The organism is Collinsella aerofaciens, from assembly GCF_020709435.1.
In the GTDB taxonomy this organism is placed as follows: domain Bacteria; phylum Actinomycetota; class Coriobacteriia; order Coriobacteriales; family Coriobacteriaceae; genus Collinsella; species Collinsella aerofaciens_AU.
Map to the genome: position 1 here is coordinate 1 of NZ_JAJFDP010000025.1, position 16,816 is coordinate 16,816.

At 54.6% G+C, this 16,816-nt stretch carries 12 protein-coding genes and 1 tRNA gene; all 13 read left to right on the plus strand.

Annotated elements, in window-relative coordinates; genetic code table 11:
- A partial coding sequence (locus tag LK493_RS09605; RefSeq protein ID WP_227790867.1) for an SDR family oxidoreductase occupies window positions 1-511 on the plus strand: 511 nt, incomplete at its 5' end.
- A gap of 631 nt (window positions 512-1,142) precedes the next feature.
- Window positions 1,143-2,942, plus strand: a complete 1,800-nt coding sequence (locus tag LK493_RS09610; RefSeq protein WP_227790868.1) for a hypothetical protein — start codon at window positions 1,143-1,145, stop codon at window positions 2,940-2,942.
- A complete protein-coding gene (locus tag LK493_RS09615) occupies window positions 2,932-3,219 on the plus strand; it encodes a hypothetical protein (RefSeq protein ID WP_227790869.1) in 288 nt (95 codons plus the stop codon). Before LK493_RS09610 ends, LK493_RS09615 begins: the two co-directional genes overlap by 11 nt.
- A gap of 578 nt (window positions 3,220-3,797) precedes the next feature.
- Window positions 3,798-5,222, plus strand: coding sequence for a reverse transcriptase domain-containing protein (locus LK493_RS09620; protein WP_227790870.1), 1,425 nt, complete (start codon window positions 3,798-3,800; stop codon window positions 5,220-5,222).
- Between the two features lie 165 nt (window positions 5,223-5,387).
- Window positions 5,388-7,169 (plus strand): P-loop NTPase fold protein, encoded by a 1,782-nt coding sequence (locus LK493_RS09625; protein WP_227790871.1) that lies wholly within the window; start codon window positions 5,388-5,390, stop codon window positions 7,167-7,169.
- A 290-nt stretch (window positions 7,170-7,459) separates the two neighbouring features.
- The gene (locus LK493_RS09630; RefSeq protein WP_227790872.1) at window positions 7,460-8,305 is read left to right on the plus strand and encodes a hypothetical protein; all 846 of its coding nucleotides are present in this window, start codon (window positions 7,460-7,462) and stop codon (window positions 8,303-8,305) included.
- A gap of 11 nt (window positions 8,306-8,316) precedes the next feature.
- The gene (locus tag LK493_RS09635) at window positions 8,317-9,525 is read left to right on the plus strand and encodes an AAA family ATPase (protein WP_227790873.1); all 1,209 of its coding nucleotides are present in this window, start codon (window positions 8,317-8,319) and stop codon (window positions 9,523-9,525) included.
- A 316-nt stretch (window positions 9,526-9,841) separates the two neighbouring features.
- Window positions 9,842-10,795, plus strand: a complete 954-nt coding sequence (locus tag LK493_RS09640; RefSeq protein ID WP_227790874.1) for a hypothetical protein — start codon at window positions 9,842-9,844, stop codon at window positions 10,793-10,795.
- 830 nt (window positions 10,796-11,625) lie between these two features.
- The gene (locus tag LK493_RS09645; protein WP_227790875.1) at window positions 11,626-12,342 is read left to right on the plus strand and encodes a YfbU family protein; all 717 of its coding nucleotides are present in this window, start codon (window positions 11,626-11,628) and stop codon (window positions 12,340-12,342) included.
- Between the two features lie 1,161 nt (window positions 12,343-13,503).
- Entirely contained in the window at window positions 13,504-13,803 is a 300-nt protein-coding gene (locus LK493_RS09650) for a nucleotidyltransferase family protein (RefSeq protein WP_227790876.1), read from the plus strand.
- A 486-nt stretch (window positions 13,804-14,289) separates the two neighbouring features.
- Window positions 14,290-14,961, plus strand: coding sequence for a DUF3825 domain-containing protein (locus LK493_RS09655; protein ID WP_227790878.1), 672 nt, complete (start codon window positions 14,290-14,292; stop codon window positions 14,959-14,961).
- Window positions 14,962-15,099: 138 nt separating this feature from the next.
- A tRNA-Val gene (locus LK493_RS09660) sits at window positions 15,100-15,174 on the plus strand.
- 378 nt (window positions 15,175-15,552) lie between these two features.
- Complete coding sequence (locus LK493_RS09665) at window positions 15,553-16,710, plus strand: hypothetical protein (RefSeq protein ID WP_227790877.1); 1,158 nt, start codon at window positions 15,553-15,555, stop codon at window positions 16,708-16,710.
- Window positions 16,711-16,816 lie beyond the last annotated feature (106 nt).

Below are 16,816 nucleotides of genomic sequence, written 5' to 3' on the forward strand. Positions count from 1 at the left end.
GTCCGTCTACGGCCAGACCAAGGCCGCCGGCGACATCGCCGTGGCCGGGTGCCCGTGCCACTACATCATGCGCAGCTCTTGGGTCATCGGCGAGGGGCACAACTTCGTAAACACCATGAAGGGCCTCTCAGACCGCGTCGCCGACCCGGACGACAATCTGGACAAGGTCACCGTCGTGGACGACCAGCTGGGCCGCCTGACCTTCACGCGCGACATGGCCGCCGCCATCTTCCACGTGCTGGACGCTAAGGCCCCCTACGGCACCTACGGCTGCACCGGCTCGGGCGCCGTGAGGAGCTGGGCCGACATCGCCCGCGCCGTCTTCGAGGCTGCCAACGGCAACGGGGACAAAGTGGTCCCGGTCAGCACCGCCGACTACTACGCCAGCGCCGCAGGCCCCATCGCCCCGCGCCCGGTCCACTCCGCGCTCGACCTGTCCAAGCTGGAGTCGGCAGGCTTCCACATGCCCGACTGGGAGGAAGAGCTGGGGGAGTACCTCAAGACACTCTAGTCGCCCTTGAATATGCGAGAGTCAAGTCCGCTGTTCCTTAACGGCGGCCTTTCTTGTGACTAGCGTATAGCTCTGTGCCGGTAAGAGCGGCAGCGGTCGCCAGGCTAATTGCGAGCCCTGCAGATGCTTCCAGACCCGGCGGCGATTCGATTCGCCGCCGGGCCTGTTGCGTTTTGGGGCTCTGTCGCCGCGTCTTAGCCTATTCCGGCTTCGGCTGCGCGGCGCGGGTATCGCAGAAGACGTGCAGGCAGCGCTTGCAGCCCGGCGTCATCCCGGCTAGTTCAAGGTTGGATAAATGCTTTTCGTGTCCCGCCACGCTTTCCAATGTGGCGGGACTTTTTGATTGATAGAGCAACTTTGGTAGAGGCCCCGTTCTTACTGAATGCTTCGAAGGCAAGAAGAGCTTCCCAGTAGCCATTTCTACTACCGATGAAAGGCATAGAATTTTTTACTTAATCTGAATGTGGGATAATTCGACGAAAGGATAGGGTTACGGAGCCGCCATGGACCAGAAATTACAAGCGATGATCGAAGAGCTGCAAGGCGTATGCGGTAAACCCGCCCATGAAGAGGTTCAGAAGATCCAAGGTGTCTGCCCGTCCCCAACGACCACGTCATTCTCTGGGCAGACATGATCTCATATGGAGGATACCCTGCCGGAATCGCCCTCACCGATCGCGCATTCATATCCAAAGCCCCCAAGAAAGATGTGAAGGCCGCCAACAAAGAAGCCAAAGCAAAAGCGAAGGAAACCGGTGAGAAGGCCCATAAGCTTAATGCTATCTACCGCATCATCCCATGGGATTTCTTCGATCCCGAGGATTACGACATCCTGGAGCGCAAGGATAAAGGAAATCGAAGATATGCGCTCAAAGGCAAAGACGAGACCCTCGCTGTATTCGAGAGCAAAGCTATGTACGAAGCGTTCAGAGAGTACCGCTCCGATGCGATAAGGCAAAGAAAAGAAGCGGAGGAATTGGCCGAGAGGTCGACGATCAGCGCCCTGAACTCCTTCAGCGTCGGGGGCATTATGTTCAATGCAGCCTATGGCGCAGGACAGACGAAGACGGGCCATGGAATCTACGCGGAGGAAGCCGGCGCGAAGCTTGATTGGATTCACGGCGAGAAGTCAACGGTAGTCGGAAGAGATAACGCCAAGAACGGACCCGACAAAATTGTTGGGGCATCCCCGGTGCAGTGCAAGTTCTGCAAAACGGCATACCAAACCGTAGAAGCCTGCTTCAAGAAAACGCCAGCTGGCGCCAAGGAATTCAGATACTATGATCTCAACGACAACCCGATGAAGATTGAAGTTCCGAAGGACCAGTACGCGGATGCTGTCGCCTATATGAAAACGCGTATCGAGCAAGGAACCGTTAAAGGCGTCAACGATCCGGAGGCGGCGCTTGATATCATCCGCAAGAGCAACCTTTCATACCAGCAGGTTCGCAACCTTGCCAAGCCGGGAACAGTGGAATCGCTCGTCTACGACTTCGCCGAGTCCTCGATAACATGCACTTCCGCCCTGGGCATTTCCGCCGTCTGCGCATTTGCCCAAGCACTGTGGAGCACCCGAAGTCCAAAAGAGGCGGCAAAGTACGCAATCGTTACGGGCATCAGGGTCTACGGGCTCAGCTTCGCCGGAAGCGTCATTGCCTCCCAGCTGTCCAGGACCAGCTTGATGAACGCAATAAACCCATTGGCTACGCGTATCACCAAGAGGATAGGATCCAAAGCGGCGCAGGAAATAGTAAACGCATTTCGGGCGATGGCAGGGAAGAAGGCCATATACGGCGCCGCGGCACAGAAGAGCTTCGCGAAGTTTCTTGGATCGAACCTAATTACCCAGGGGGCTATGTTCGTGGTCTTTACCGTACCGGATACGTACGGGCTGATTGAAGGAAGGCTGTCAGGGGCTCAGTATACGAAGAACATAACGTCCCTGCTCGTGTCGTTCGGAAGCACGATTGCCGGGACGGCGGCGACAGGCGCTATCGCGGGGAAAAAGCTCACCGACAAAGTCGGCAAAAAAGCAGTGCAGGTCATCGGGATGAGCGGAGGCCTGCTGATAGGGGGCATCGCGGGGGCGGCGACAAAGGCCGTCGGAGACATAATCCGAGAGGACGACGCGCTATGGACGACTCGAATGTTCAACGCTATCTTCGTCAATATGGAAATAGAGTATCTCCTAACTGCAGAAGAGCAGGATGCTGTCATATCCCAACTTGACTCCGATAAAAAGAGCCTGAGAAAGCTCCAAGAAAAACTAGTGAGCTCGAAAGAGCAGGAGAAGGAAATCAGAGATTACCTGCAGCCTCTATTTGAAAAAGCCATGAGATCTCGCAAGAGGGTCACGGAGCGCGATATGAAAACGCTGACTGAAAACTTGGTCGAAATACTAAAAGAGGGGGATAGAGAAATTGAAGTGTGATTGCTGCGGCAGAAAGAAAAAACTACTAGAGGCATTCGCCTCAGTAGACAACGGAGATAAGAAGCTGACTCTCTGCGTCGATTGCAACGATCTGCTTTACAAACTGCGTGATGCCGCAAACGAAGGTGCTGCAAACGAATTTCAGAGCATTCAGCAGTCGCTGACCTCGCGAATGGAGGGTGAGGCGTCGAAGGATTTCCAAGCATGGTCAGAGAAATTCATAGCTAAGCAGCATGCAAAAATTGTTAAAAGCGGAACTGAAGCTCAAGTCGAATAGCCCACGCCGAATCAAACGGTTACCCAGTGGTGCTGTGGGGTTAACGCGTTCATAACTTGAACTGACAGTGTTTCCGTTGGAGCTCCTGTGGGCGGCAGGTTGAGAATAGATTTAAAAACCGAAGCAGTCTTCCGTTTATCTTAAAGCGCAGACTCTGCATTTGTTGACGCTGAGGCCTCACGAATCTGATGCCAATGCAGATTCGATAACTCTCCTTCAGGTAGGTTCAGGTAGGTTATATATCTCTAATCCGATACGATCGTGTGTTTCAAGATAGGATTTCGGGTACAATAGAACTGCTTTACGCATTGGCGTAAAGGTGCGTTATCGCCGTCAATAGCGCAAACGACGAAATTCCGACGTTCGCACTATTGATGCCGACGTTGCCTGCGCATAGCTGGGCAAGGGCGCTGATGATCATATCGGTTATCTCCGCATCTCCATCTAGTATGCCATAGGCAAGCATTGGAATGGGCGGCCGCATTGCGTTGGTGAACTCGCTTCACCTCATGTTAGCCTGCTCGGTTTGGGTGAGCCGCTCCTATATACCGAGCAGGTTGATTAAAGGCGGTGAGCCCGTGAACGATTTCGACCCGTCTCGTATTCCAGGGTATGCGACAAAGAAGAGCTACGCGCATTTCGATTACCGTGTTGCATTCAAGGATGTCGAGGCGAGGGTTTGTGATGCAGATTTTATTCAGCGTCACGCATTTCTTCCCTTAATTGCGAATAAGCTTTGCCATGTGAGATTCAGGGACGGCAAGAAAACCCTGAAGACGAGAGATATCGCATATGCATCTCACTTGGATCACAGGATTTTTCAGTATTATGCGCTGCAATGGGGCAAGTTATATGACCGTCGTGCCTTAGAAACGGGCATCGGCGGCGTTGCTGCAGCTTATCGAAGCGGATTTCACCTCACTAATTACTCTGTTGCTGCAGATGCAATCGATGCCATTCGCAGGCAGGGGGATTCGCTAGTTATCACGGGAGACTTCACCCATTTTTTCGATAACCTCGATCATAGTTACTTACGCAAGGCCGTTAGAGGGTTCTTTAACGAGGGCATGCTTCCACCGGACCATTACCAAGTCCTGAAAAACATATTGCATTACTGCTATTGGCCTGCTGGCGATTTGGCGAGAAGGAACGGACTTTGCTGGATTGATCTTCAGCCAGACGACCCGTTCACGTTTGGCAATTCTGCGTCCAAAGTTCGATCCAAGGCGTTAAGGAGCCTTAACAGGCTACCGCGCATCTTGACACCTGCGGAGTTTACGGCTTACAAGGATTCTTCGATTGTTGTGCCCTGGAAAGAAAGGCATGATGCGAGGGGCATTCCCCAAGGACTGGCAACAAGTGGCGTGTTGGCGAATATGTATATGTTTGATACCGATACCCAGATTAACGCGTGTGTTGCCAGCGTGAATGGCAGGTATATACGATATTGCGACGACTTCATCATTGTCGTCCCTGCCAAGGATCTCAAAACAGCAAGTAAAGCTCTTGCTTTGGCACAGGGAGTTCCTGCAGTTGAACTACAAGATGAAAAAACCAAAATCCACCGTATAAACGATGGAAAGGTCGAGCAACTTTCATTTGGTGCATTGCTCGCAGGAGAAATGGAAGTTGTGCGAACCGCGCATCATGCTGGAAATCATGTTTCGTTTTTGGGATTTGATTTTGACGGTAACGATGTTCGAATTCGCCAATCTACGGTCGGAAGGTTTTACAATAGGTTTTATCGTGCTGCTAAATCAATCGGCAGGCTGGCTGATAAGCCGGACAAGCATCCGAGTAAGAAGCGCGTAAGCGCATTGTACGAGCATTACTCTCCGAAGGGGAACAGATCGAGTGACAAGCGAAGCGCTTCGGACCCAAGCCGCCATGGAAACTATCTTTCATATGTTGCAAGAGCTCAGAAGGCGTTTCCGAATGACCCCATTAGTGGTCATGTTTCCAAGATGTATAGGAAAATTAACAAGGCAACGGGTAGGGGCTGATACTGGTTTAGGCGCTGTAGGTAACAGTAAAGCTTGAGCATGGTCTAACCGCCAGCTTTCAATCGAGTTTATGCCATCATTGTTGTGGACGGGGCGGCCTCAGTTGCGGGTTGATCTATCGCAGCGAAAGAAATCTTTCGCCCTAAGTTGATGCTGGAGGGAATAATGGAGACATGCCGGTCAAAAGAACCTGCTGATCAGCTCATCGGTCATATCGATTCCTATCTCAAGGATAAGGACAATCAATATGCAATTGCACTTGAGGGAGATTGGGGGTCGGGAAAGACCCGATTCATTGAAGAGAAGCTCGCCAAGCATCTCGAAGAGGGCGAATACGACCTTGTCCGCGTTTCTATGTTCGGGATTGCTACTGCTGAAGATTTATACGAACGCATTGTGATGGCGCTCGTACACCTTAGCGATAAAGACATGAGGTCGCAAGCTGCTGCCAAAACGATAGGGGGCGCCCTCAACGGTATTTCGGGGGCTTTAATTAAAAGAACGGGATTATCCGTGAATCTCTCCGTCGGGATACAATCCGTTGCCTGCCTAATGCTCAGAAAGAAGCACTTTCTTGTATTCGATGATGTGGAGAGGCGTTCTAAAGATAGCGACGATTTGGCGCTATTCGGAACGATGAACGATCTTGTCGAAAGGCTTGGGTTGAAGGTCATGCTGGTTTCAAATGCCTGGGGAGGCAGTGATGTGCAATCGATGCGAGAGTTCGATAGGGACGTACGCGAAAAACTAATTTGGAAAGTCTATCCATTCAGGCCGTGCCCGTCGGCATTGGCCGAAGAAATTCTCATGGGAGATTGTCGCCCATCGGAAGACCTTGATATACATGGTGCCATACTTGCGGGGGTTGAGGCCAGCGGATGCGTAAATGCTCGGGCAATGATTCGTGCTCATGAGCTAATCGGAAGAATTTGCAGTCTTGAGGCGGTTCAAGATACAGGAATTGCACCCCAAAATCGGTTTAACGCTCTACGGGACGCAGTCCATTTTGCTTTGTTGACCTCCATGGGGAGCGCGCCTTCCATGCCACAAAACGGAAGGCGAGAGAATTTGCTCAGTCCGGAGGCCCTGGAATACGATCGTAGCGTGTCTCTTTACGAGCAATACTCTGATTTCTCCGTGATAGGTAAAGCATTCGAACCTTCAGGCGAAGTAACAAAGGATGATCTTGAGCAAGGGTTTAAAGCGTACATTGGAAAAAGGTATCCGAATAACATCGATACCCTCGATGTTAGAGAGATCGCTGCTGAGATGAGGCACGCGTACGCTCTTGATGACGAGAAGGTGGATGTCCTCGCGAAGCGTTATTTTGCTTTAGTTTCCGGGGCACATTATTCAGTCGATTGTTTGCACGACGTGCTCGAGGTTTATTACCTGTTATCTGATCTCGAATGGGAATGTCCTTTTTCGCAAAATGACTTTATCGAATATTGCAAGAAAGTGATCGATGCTGATCCAGAAAAAGCTTCTGAGTACCTTTCTGGACCAGTATTTTGTGCAGACGAGAGGCGGGAGAGACGGACGCTCGCTGAAGATCTCAAGCGTTATGCTTGGGCAGAGTTGAATAAAAGAATGACGAGTCAGTTGATGATATCTGAAGGAGCGCAGGGACTGACGGGCAGGGAGCTTGCTCGTCGTCTCAACGATGCTGCGAAACGCGATGTCAAAGTGTTGGTTAATGCTAGTCCGAGGGTCATTGTCAAGACATTTTGCAGAGAAGATGCGTCGAATCAAGAGGCGCTTCGTGAGTTCTTTGTGCATCTTCATAACGTTCGGAATCCGGACGGAGTGCCATCGGCGGCTTTAGTTGAATGGATACATCAGATAAAAAATGCACTGGAAGAAACGAACATTGAAACGAAAACTGGAGCGATTAGAAGGCGCTGGTTCTTGAGAAATTTGGAGGAGCTTGAGAACCGATTTAGGTAACCCGTACAGAAGTAGCACCGATACTCCGCTTGCCGTGCGCTTTAGCGCCAGCGGTCTTGGTTTGCGCTTGCACGGTGCCGGCTTGATTTCATTTGTTGCATAGATCGAAGTATGAGCCGGTCGCGCCTTCTTCGCTGTGACCATGGTCTTCTATCCGTCTCAGCTGCATGGTGAGTTCGATTGCTTTTTCGGAGTGGCAATGATACGTATGGTGTGAAACGGATGGTACGCGGATAACGAGGGGCGAAAACAACGACAGCCCCACGCTAAAGGAAAGGAGCGGAGGAACTATGCCAGAAAATAAAATACCAGGCCTCTTCACCGTCTACTACATGAATCAGCAGAAGGTGTTCGAGACGAGGATGCTCCTGGACAACAAGCTCAAGACTACAAGCTCCAAGGAAAACCAGAACGGGACGACAAAGAGAGCATCATTGAACGCCGAAGCGGAGCTCAACCCTCCCTTCCTGACGAAACTCAGGGCAAAACTCGAAGGAAGCGTCAGGCACGAAAAACAAGAGAAGATCGTGGACACCCTCGAATACGTGAACACAAATAGCCGGATGCTCGCCGACATAATGGAGCACTGCAAAGCCCCCGAAAGCGGAACAACGCTTGCAGAAGGCGACCTCGCATATATTGGCGATGTCTCGCTGAAGCTCATCAATGAGGACGAGATTCGAGGCATCATGGCGATCATGAGCGGGACCTTTGACGGAATCACCGTCCCCGATGCCGGAGACCTCGACATCGGCCACATGATGCAATCCTTCATAGGAGACGGCGCAGCCTTCAAGCTCAGAGGAAACCGCGCAAGAAGAAGAACGCCGCTGTACGCGAAGATTCCCCTCGACGGAGAAGAGATGTTCGAAAGCGGGTACACAATCGACGACCTGCTCATCGGAAAGGTCGGCATCGTCGGGATATGCAAAGGGAAAATCACCCCGGCCCAGATGAAGAGCCCCTTTGATTACTTCCAGCAGCCAGGCGACCCAAAACGCACGCCGCAGAACGACATTGTTATATGCGGAAAGAACCCGTCACCCACAGCCATGACCGTCGGCGGCAATCGGGCAGAACAGGGCTATTACATAGACATCCTTGCTGTCATTCAGGCAGTGTCCTTCGAGGCTTGATAGGCAATGCCATGCGCAAACTCGTCACATACAACAAATTCCAGTATAAAGCCCTGATCGACCAGCTCGGAGTAGACGGCTTCAAGTTGATGTCACTTCTCGAACTACACGGAAGCGACCAAATCTCCGAGCTCCTTTCCGAGAAAAAGCTCGTCGTGGTCGTTTCATCATTCATGGGCTTACTATCGGGTGATCTCCAGCTGGCATCGAAATTCGAGCTCCTCGTCCACCAGCTACCCTTTGGCACCCTCTTCATCGGAGACGATAAAACCGTGAACGAAGGAGCATACCAATTGAGAACCATGTTCGACGACATAATAGACTGCGACATCGAGGTCGATGAGGGCACCCAGAAGGACAAAAGAGGAAAGAGAACACTCGTATCCCTCGACGAACTCGAATTCATGCAAGTCCTCACCACCCTCGAAAGCGAGCTCATAGGCCAGATCGAATTCAAACGCTCCTTCGAATCCCGATCGCGCAGCTTCAGGCTCTTCAATGCGCTCGGCGAGCAGCCAGTATTCTCGCTGCTCCTTCTTGGCCCTTCGGGTGTCGGGAAAACAGAAGTTGCCAAGATCCTCTGCGAGGCAATCGCGCCATGCCAGCCCCTCCCTAAGGTCAATCTCGGGAACTACAGCAGTAAGGACTCTCTCAACTCCCTGATCGGCAGCCCGAGAGGATACATGGGAAGCGAAGAAGGCGAGCTGGGAAAGAAGATCGACTCATCCGATGCCGGAATTCTCCTGGTGGACGAGTTCGAGAAAGCTGAACCCGCCGTCTGGAACTTCTTCCTCGATCTCCTCGAGACAGGATCGTTCACGGACTCCCAAGGGATGGAGCATGATCTCCGCGGGTTTATCATCGTGTTCACGACAAACTGCCCCCTCGGGAAGATCGATGAAACTTTCCCGGCGGAACTCCTCTCCCGCTTCAGTTTGATGAGCCTCTTCTCCAAGCTAAGCATAAGCGACAAAAAGCTCTTTGTCGAAAGATACGTCTCCATGTTTGCCAAGAAGTACAGGGAGACTGATCTCAAGGGTTTGCCGACATTGCCGGACGACATCGCCGACAAGGCAAAGGTGGAAATCGACATTGAAGCGACCGAAAACATCCGGATCCTCAAGAACACAACAAGATCCTGGATCAGCGAATTCGTGGAGAAGGCCCGAAAGAGCAGTTCAATCACGACGCCGTCCTCCATCATCCACACCCAAATTTAACGAATATACATTCTTATTGCATCGCATCTACATTACCAAATCCAGATTGCTTGAGATGTCATGACGCAAGTTCAGATTCACTTCGGAGTATCATGCTGTCAATTTGAAGGATGCTACCTGCTTTTAAAGAATCGAAACGGAGGTTGTAAGTCGATTCTTCCTTTCACCGACTGACAAAACGATTTACACCTAATTGTGGACTTCGCCCACGCGATTTCTCTTTGCCCCCGCATCGATCTCGCTAAACTGATAAGTGCTGCCACCAGGGCATTTTCTGGTGCACATCCTATTGGCTCCTGCGAAGATCGGAGCGGGTATGTTTGCCGCCGAGTCCCACACCAGCCGTCATCACATCGCGATCGCTGCCATGGCCTGCCTATGCGTCTTGCTGGGCGGGCCTTCCTATGCCGCGGGCGCGGAGAGCCTGTTCATCGCGGGCGCGACGTACTGCGAGCCGGGCGTTTCGGGCCCCGGTTGGGCCTGGACCGATGCCGGCCATCTGGAGCTCGACGGCTACGCGGGCGACACCATCGGCGCCGACGGCGACCTGGTCGTGACGCTTGTGGGGCAGAACTCGGTGGTCGAGTCGCAGGCGCCCGATGCGGACATCTCGCAGTGCGGCATGGAGGTGTGGGGCGACCTGACGCTTAGCGGCACCGGGTCCCTGGCGGCATCGGGCTCGCAGTGCGCGATCCACGTCTCGCGAGCGCTCGTTGTGGACGGCTGCACCGTCGATGCCCGGGCGGACGGGGCGAACGTCACGGGCGAGGCCGTGGCCGGCGTGATCGCCGGCGACATGGCCGTGCGCGGCGGCGGGCGCGTCGTCGCCTTCGGTGCCGCGCCCGCCGCCGGCGTGTACGCTTACGGTTTGTACCTGCAGGACGCTGGCGACGGCTCGGCCGGGTGCGGGCTTTCGGTCGACGCCTCGTGGCTCGACGCGGCCGGTGCCGATGGCGGCGTTGCTTGCACGGGTGGGTCGCTCGTGTCCGCGCGGTTCGTGACGCCCGTGGGCGGGGCCTTCGGTGCCGGCGGCGTGGTGGATGCCTCCGGGGCCATGGCGCCGCATGTGGTGATCGAGCCCCTGGGCGCCACGGCGCCGGCGGGGGAGACCGACGGGCGCGAGGTGCCCGGTGGCGCGGGCGAGCCGCTGGTGGTGCCGGTCCTACCGATGAGCAGCCCGGTGCCGGGCCCGCGACGGATCCCGTCCTTAAGCCCGCGACCACGACGCCAAAGACAGCCACGACAACCAAGACGACCAAAACGACAGTGACCAAGACCGCGGCGTCCACACCATTCAAGGCCAAGACCGCCAGCGCTGCCACCGCCACTCTCCCCAAGACCGCCGACAGCAACTGGATCGCCGCCTCCTTGGCGCTATTCCTGCTGGGGACAGCGCTTTTAGGTGCCGCACGCCGCTGCTGAGGCACCCGTTTGGGCTGGAAGAGGGGAGAGGCAACCGACAAAAAGCGAGTTTTACGTTTCCCAAAGTAGGGGCACACCGGCTGACGCCGGCGCACCCCTACTGTTGAACGGACAGTTTTAATTGCTCAAGATATGGCAGCCATAGCGTGCCCCAGCTCGTTCGTAGCCTTTACTCGACGGTGCAGAAGCGCGTGCACGAAATCCTGGCATAACGCGCGAGCAGCCGCAACAAGCGCTGCCATTGGGCATGACCACGCTGCTGGCCGCGCCCCTTTGTCTAGTCCTGCTGCCCTTCGTTCTGCTGGATCTCTTCGTTGAAGCATTCATCGGCCTTTTCGTTGATTAGCCACTTTAACCAAACAGGGCACTTCTCCCAACTGTCTCCGAAGCCCCTTGAATATCAACTTCATCCGAACACCTCCCACATTCATCTGTGAGTGTACCGATGAATGTGGGAATCCGATGCCCTGAGGGCCGGATCAGCCGGCCCCGGGAGATTGGAGGACTCCACGTCTGAACCTCCCGCATCCCGTGCGGGCAAGATAAATGCCCGCAACGATTGCCGCTGCGAGCATTCTCCAGGCCGGTCACAAACCGGCAGGCTCCGACTATTTGACGTCACCGTGTAAGTGTAATACAATAATACATGACAGTAGGACACCATTAAGGAGGTAGACAATGGCAACCATCTCTATCCGAGTCAGTGATGACCTCAAGGCCAAACTCGAGGGATTGGCCCACGAATCGGGTGGCACCATCTCAGGAGTGGTCACCGAAGCCCTCGGATCAATGGTGGGTAGCCCCCGCACTGATTACCCCGAGGAGATGGCCCCGCTGACCATAGCGCCGGTCAACCGCCTCATCCTCCGCGACCAGGAGCTCATCCTTGCCGCCCTCTCGGAGGACGAGGAGGATGCCGCTTACCACAAGCGCAATGCACAGATATTCGAGAAGGGCTACGTGCGCGAGTACCCGGAGGCATTCGCCGTGCTTCGACCGGAGATTCCCAACTCACGCTGCGAGGAGCTGTACGACATCCTCGACATGTTCCGCGTCCTCAGGGCCTCATACGAGGACCTGCCTGAAGATGAGAAGGCCGAGGTGGACGAGCGCGACATCTCGCCTCAAGGCTTCGACTACAACGACATGGAGGAGGGGCGTCTCGCCGGCTACGTGAAGCACCTCTTTGCGGACAAGCGCTATGAGGAGCTCGCGGAGCCTCTGAGGAAGTACTCGGATGGCGGGAACTCGCATGGTCCCCGCCTCGAGATGTACCGCCGCATGCTTCACTGCTTCAAGCCCCTCTGGCGCAAGCATATGCTCGGCGACCGCTTCCTCGGCCTCGCCGAGATCGAGAAGGTCATCGCTGCGCAGCGCTACGACTCTGGCTACTAGGAGGGAGCAGCCGATGTCTGAAGACATCGGACGAATTCTGTAGTACATCAACGAATACATCAAGGGCTGGAGTGTCCACGGGACGGCCGGGAGCTGCCGGGGGGCCTACGGCGTGGAGGACGTGCCGCTCAGCGAGCTCGACCTGACGCCGGGGCTGATAGGGCGGGCGCACGCATAGAGGGGCGATGCCCCGCTGTCCTGGCCTGAAGGGGAAAATGTAATAGGCGGGCCGACCGTCCGGCTGAGTCTGGGAAGAGGTGCCGGGCGGAGGGCGGGGCATGGCCACCGGACCCATCGAAAAACATCTCCACCGTTCCTTCAACTGGGAAAATGCCGCCCCCGAGTCCCGGGAGGGGACTCGGGGGCGTTCGGCTGGCTGCGGAAACGGCCTATCCGATCAATGTGTTCGGCTGAGATCGGAAATCAACCCCTCTCCGAAGCCCACGGCTCGCCATTCCTCGTGGGGCTCGTGCCAGGCGGTGTCATCCCTTGGGATCATGGGTTTGGTGCCAAGCGTCTTGTTCCAGAGGCGGCCATGGTGGGCGCAGCAGTAGTTCCTCACGGTGTTGAGCGCCACGAGGCAGAACTCGGCCACCTTGGCGCTGACTCCGAGCGTGCCCGCTATTATCCCACGTGCTCGAGTTTGCCGACGGGTTCTTCTCGGTCTGCCATGAGGCCGCGCGAGATCAGCAGGTCCGCCTGTTCGTCGTAGGTGAGGAATGGCTTCTCGTACTTCGTCTCGGCTCCAAGGACTTAAAAAAGACCCGCCAGTGTGCATGCTAAGCAGAGGCCAGGCGGGTTTACTGACAACATCTTAACGTGTCCCCTCGGCATTGGCTATTGAAATACTAGAACGCGTGCCCCAGCTTGTCCGTTAACCAATTGCTCTTGGCTCGGCGACATCAGCATGGCGCTCAAAGGCACCTCAGATCGCTGCCAAAATGCCTATATTTCGGAAGCGCGAGGAAAAAATAAGCAATCCCTGAGCACAACCCGATTTTTGTCAATAAAACCGCGGTTAGAGACTTTGCCAATCTCCCTTACGTATGGCATCTTCAGATTTTGCCGCATGCTGCCGGATACAGCCCCTCTCTAATCACCGGCCTGCGGAACGGGCGGATGGCGATTGCCTTCCATTCAATCGGTAAGTAAAATTAAGACTTGATTACTCTTGTCGACATATCCGCTGCTGTTTCTCGTGCGCTGTCTCGTTACGACGTCCGCGAGGCATACCTATCTGGCTCCTTCGCCCGTGGCGAGCAAACGCCAGATAGCGATATTGATTTGCGTCTAGTCTGCGGTGAAACAATGACGTTCGGCACGCTATTCGAACTCTCCCTTGAGCTCGAAGAAGAGCTTGTGCGAGATGTTGAGATTGTCACCAACCCTCCCGAGCATATGCGTCCTGCATTCCGCAAGAGCATTGAAAAGGATGAGGTGCGTCTCTATGAAGCGGCGTAAATGGGATGAGGAACTCATCGAGGTCATTCTTTTTGATTGCGAAGCTCGCATATTTTGATCTCGCTACACCAATAACTACTGCTGCCAGGCAATTTATTGGCGCAGTTTCCATTGGCTCTTGCGAAGGTCGGAGCGGTCATGCTTGCTGCCGCGTTCCACACCAGCCGACACTACATCCTGTTTACTGCTTTGGTCTGCCTATGCGTTTTGCTGGGCGGGTGCTTTGCCGGCGCGGCCGGCCTCATCGCGCCGGCGATGGCCTGACTCGCCAAAAAACCTCGATGCAATCGCGTTGCGCGTATCGGCGACGTGTCATACGTATAGAATCAAAGCATCCGCACGAAGGTTATCAATTGGATTGGACACCACATGGAGATCCCCAGCACCCTCTGCAGTAATATCTACGACTTTGCGTTTTGCCCCGAGCCCTGTTACGACCGCCTGGTAGACCTCACCGATCCCTAGGACTGGGGTCCCAACAACCGTATCCTCAAAAACTACCTGTCGTTCTCGTTTAGCCGCGCGGTGTTTCTGACCGAGCGCGACGTAGACCAGACCGCGCCGTCCAACCTGCCGCTGGTGTTCGACGACGACCGTTGCCTGTTCAACACCGGCCTGTACACGCGCCGCTACGAGACCATCTACGGCTTGTTTGAGCCCAATTCCAAGCCCGACGCGCGCCAGCATTGGTTTTTGAAGGGCTTCTTTAAGGAGAGCGACCCCATGCTGGTCTCGTTTGAGTACCTGCCGTGCCGCGTGCGCTTTGGCGAGGACCCCTCCGAGCTGGTCTTTGACTACCGCTTGCCGATCCGCTCCAACATCGACCACATTCTGGGCGACGAGGAAAACCTCACGCGCATCCCCGCCAGCCTGATGGGGGAGGGCAACTCGCTGCTGCTGCGCCGTGCCTTTGAGGGCGCCGTCGTCGAGGCCGCCCGTCGCGCCGCCGCCAACTACACGCTCGCCGTGCCGCAGTTCTATGGAGGCCGAATCCAGCTGCTGCTGCCGCTGTGCCTGACCGGCGACAAGCCCGAGCTGGCGCTGACCATCCAGCGCGAGGACGGCTTCTACGCTGCGCGCACCTGTCTCACGCTCGATATGGCCTACAACAACGCACGACTCATCTGCCGCCCCGAGACCTCGTGGATCAAGCGGTAAAGGCTCGTTGAGCTGCGGGTTTGCTGTTTATTTGGACTGCGCCAGAGCAGCCAAAGCCCACGAATTTAAAATCGAGGGCAAAAAGTTCTTGGTAAACCACGCGCGGCTATGATAGTATCTCTTTTGCCAAAAGGCGACGGGCGATTGGCTCAGGGGTAGAGCATATCCTTCACACGGATGGGGTCACAAGTTCGAATCTTGTATCGCCCACCATCTAAAGTAAAGGTCAGAGGTGTTAAGCCTCTGGCCTTTTTCTTGTTGACACCAAGGGTGATTCCAAAACGAATCGTAGTCGTATAAGGCGTCATTTTTTTCGCACCCTTTTTGCTGACGCCATTGCATGTTTTGTATAAAACGCATGCGTATTTTCATTGAATTCCCCATGTGATCCGCGCGCAAATGTGGAGACAGGGACCACATGCCCAAAGCTCCTTCCAGCGGTTTTCTATCACACGACGGTTTTTCGGCGGAACTCGGCATGCTTTTGTCAGCATTTGGTTTGCTTCCCGTACTTACCCGCATGATGCCCCGGTAGATAATCGGCCATGCCCGCAATCCGCACGGCCTACGGTCGAAACCAGGGGAGGCCACATGGACGAAATCGTCTGCGCAAACACCGCATTCCGCTACTGGCGCTGCCCACCGCAGGTGCATGACCTCTACCCGCGCCTACCCAGCTCCGATGACGGCTGGCGGGCCCTATCCCAAGCCCCTTTCGTAACCGATGTCCTCAAGACCCCGATTATCGCTGTTGCTTCGCCAGGTTGTTGTAATCACCACTCGGGATTGCGCTCCACTATTCGCTGGGAAGGGGCTTCGGATACCGGCACAACAACCGACACTCATTTAGGCTTTAGCGTCACCAATCCGCTTAACACGTTATTTACTATGACACGCTTTGTGTCCCAAATAGATCTCGTACTGGCTATGTACGAACTTTGCGGCTGGTTTTCTGTTTTCGAGCCGACCCCCGCTGTCGAAATGCAGTTAAAAATCGCGTTAAAGGAGAATCGCAATTCCAGCACGCAGGATCTGTTCGAACTTGGAGAAGGCGAAGACGAGATTCCTTGGAAACGAGTTTATGCCCGCACAACCGTAAAGGCCCCAGCAAATGAAGGCCAAACGAACAATCACGAGGATGGAAGAGAGGTTACGAAACTCAAAGGTACTTCGCTTTGGATGAGAAAGCCACTCATCGAACTGAGCGACTTGCATCGATTCGCCGAAAAGGTCAAAAGTCAAATGTGGGGAAAGCAGTTTTATGATGCCGCTCAGCAGGTTATCGGCATTGCTGCATCTCCACTCGAGGTCGCGGGGGTCCTGCTTCTAAGTCGTTCTCGACGTCTAGGTGGTTCAGGATTCAGATACGTATACCTCAACGATTTAACCCCTCTATCCGAGGAAGCCCAAAGCATCGCAGGTCAAAAGGTTTGCTACGGTGACATCGTGATTGTAAACCCAATCCTAATGAAGGCAGCAATTATCGAAATCCAAGGTGAGGTCATCCATGGGTCAGGCGCGGTATTTGACCAAGATGCGGAGCGCATGACTGCGCTCCAGAGCATGGGTTTCGATGTGTTCCTGGTAACCCACGATATGCTTAACGACAAAAAACAGCTAGACGCCATAGTCAAAAGCGTCTGCAGTCGTTTGGGGATTCGATATAAAGCCAAATCCGAGGCAATGAAGCGCGCCGAGACGCGACTGCGAGCAAATGTTCTGTGCAACTGGTTGGAACTCGGAAATTAGCCGGCGACAAGGCGCTAGAACGACCTAGTTTTCCTGCTAGTGAATTAGTATCATTTCAAAACTATGCCGGATTACGGGGCTGGACCTGGACCGGCCGTCCATACCC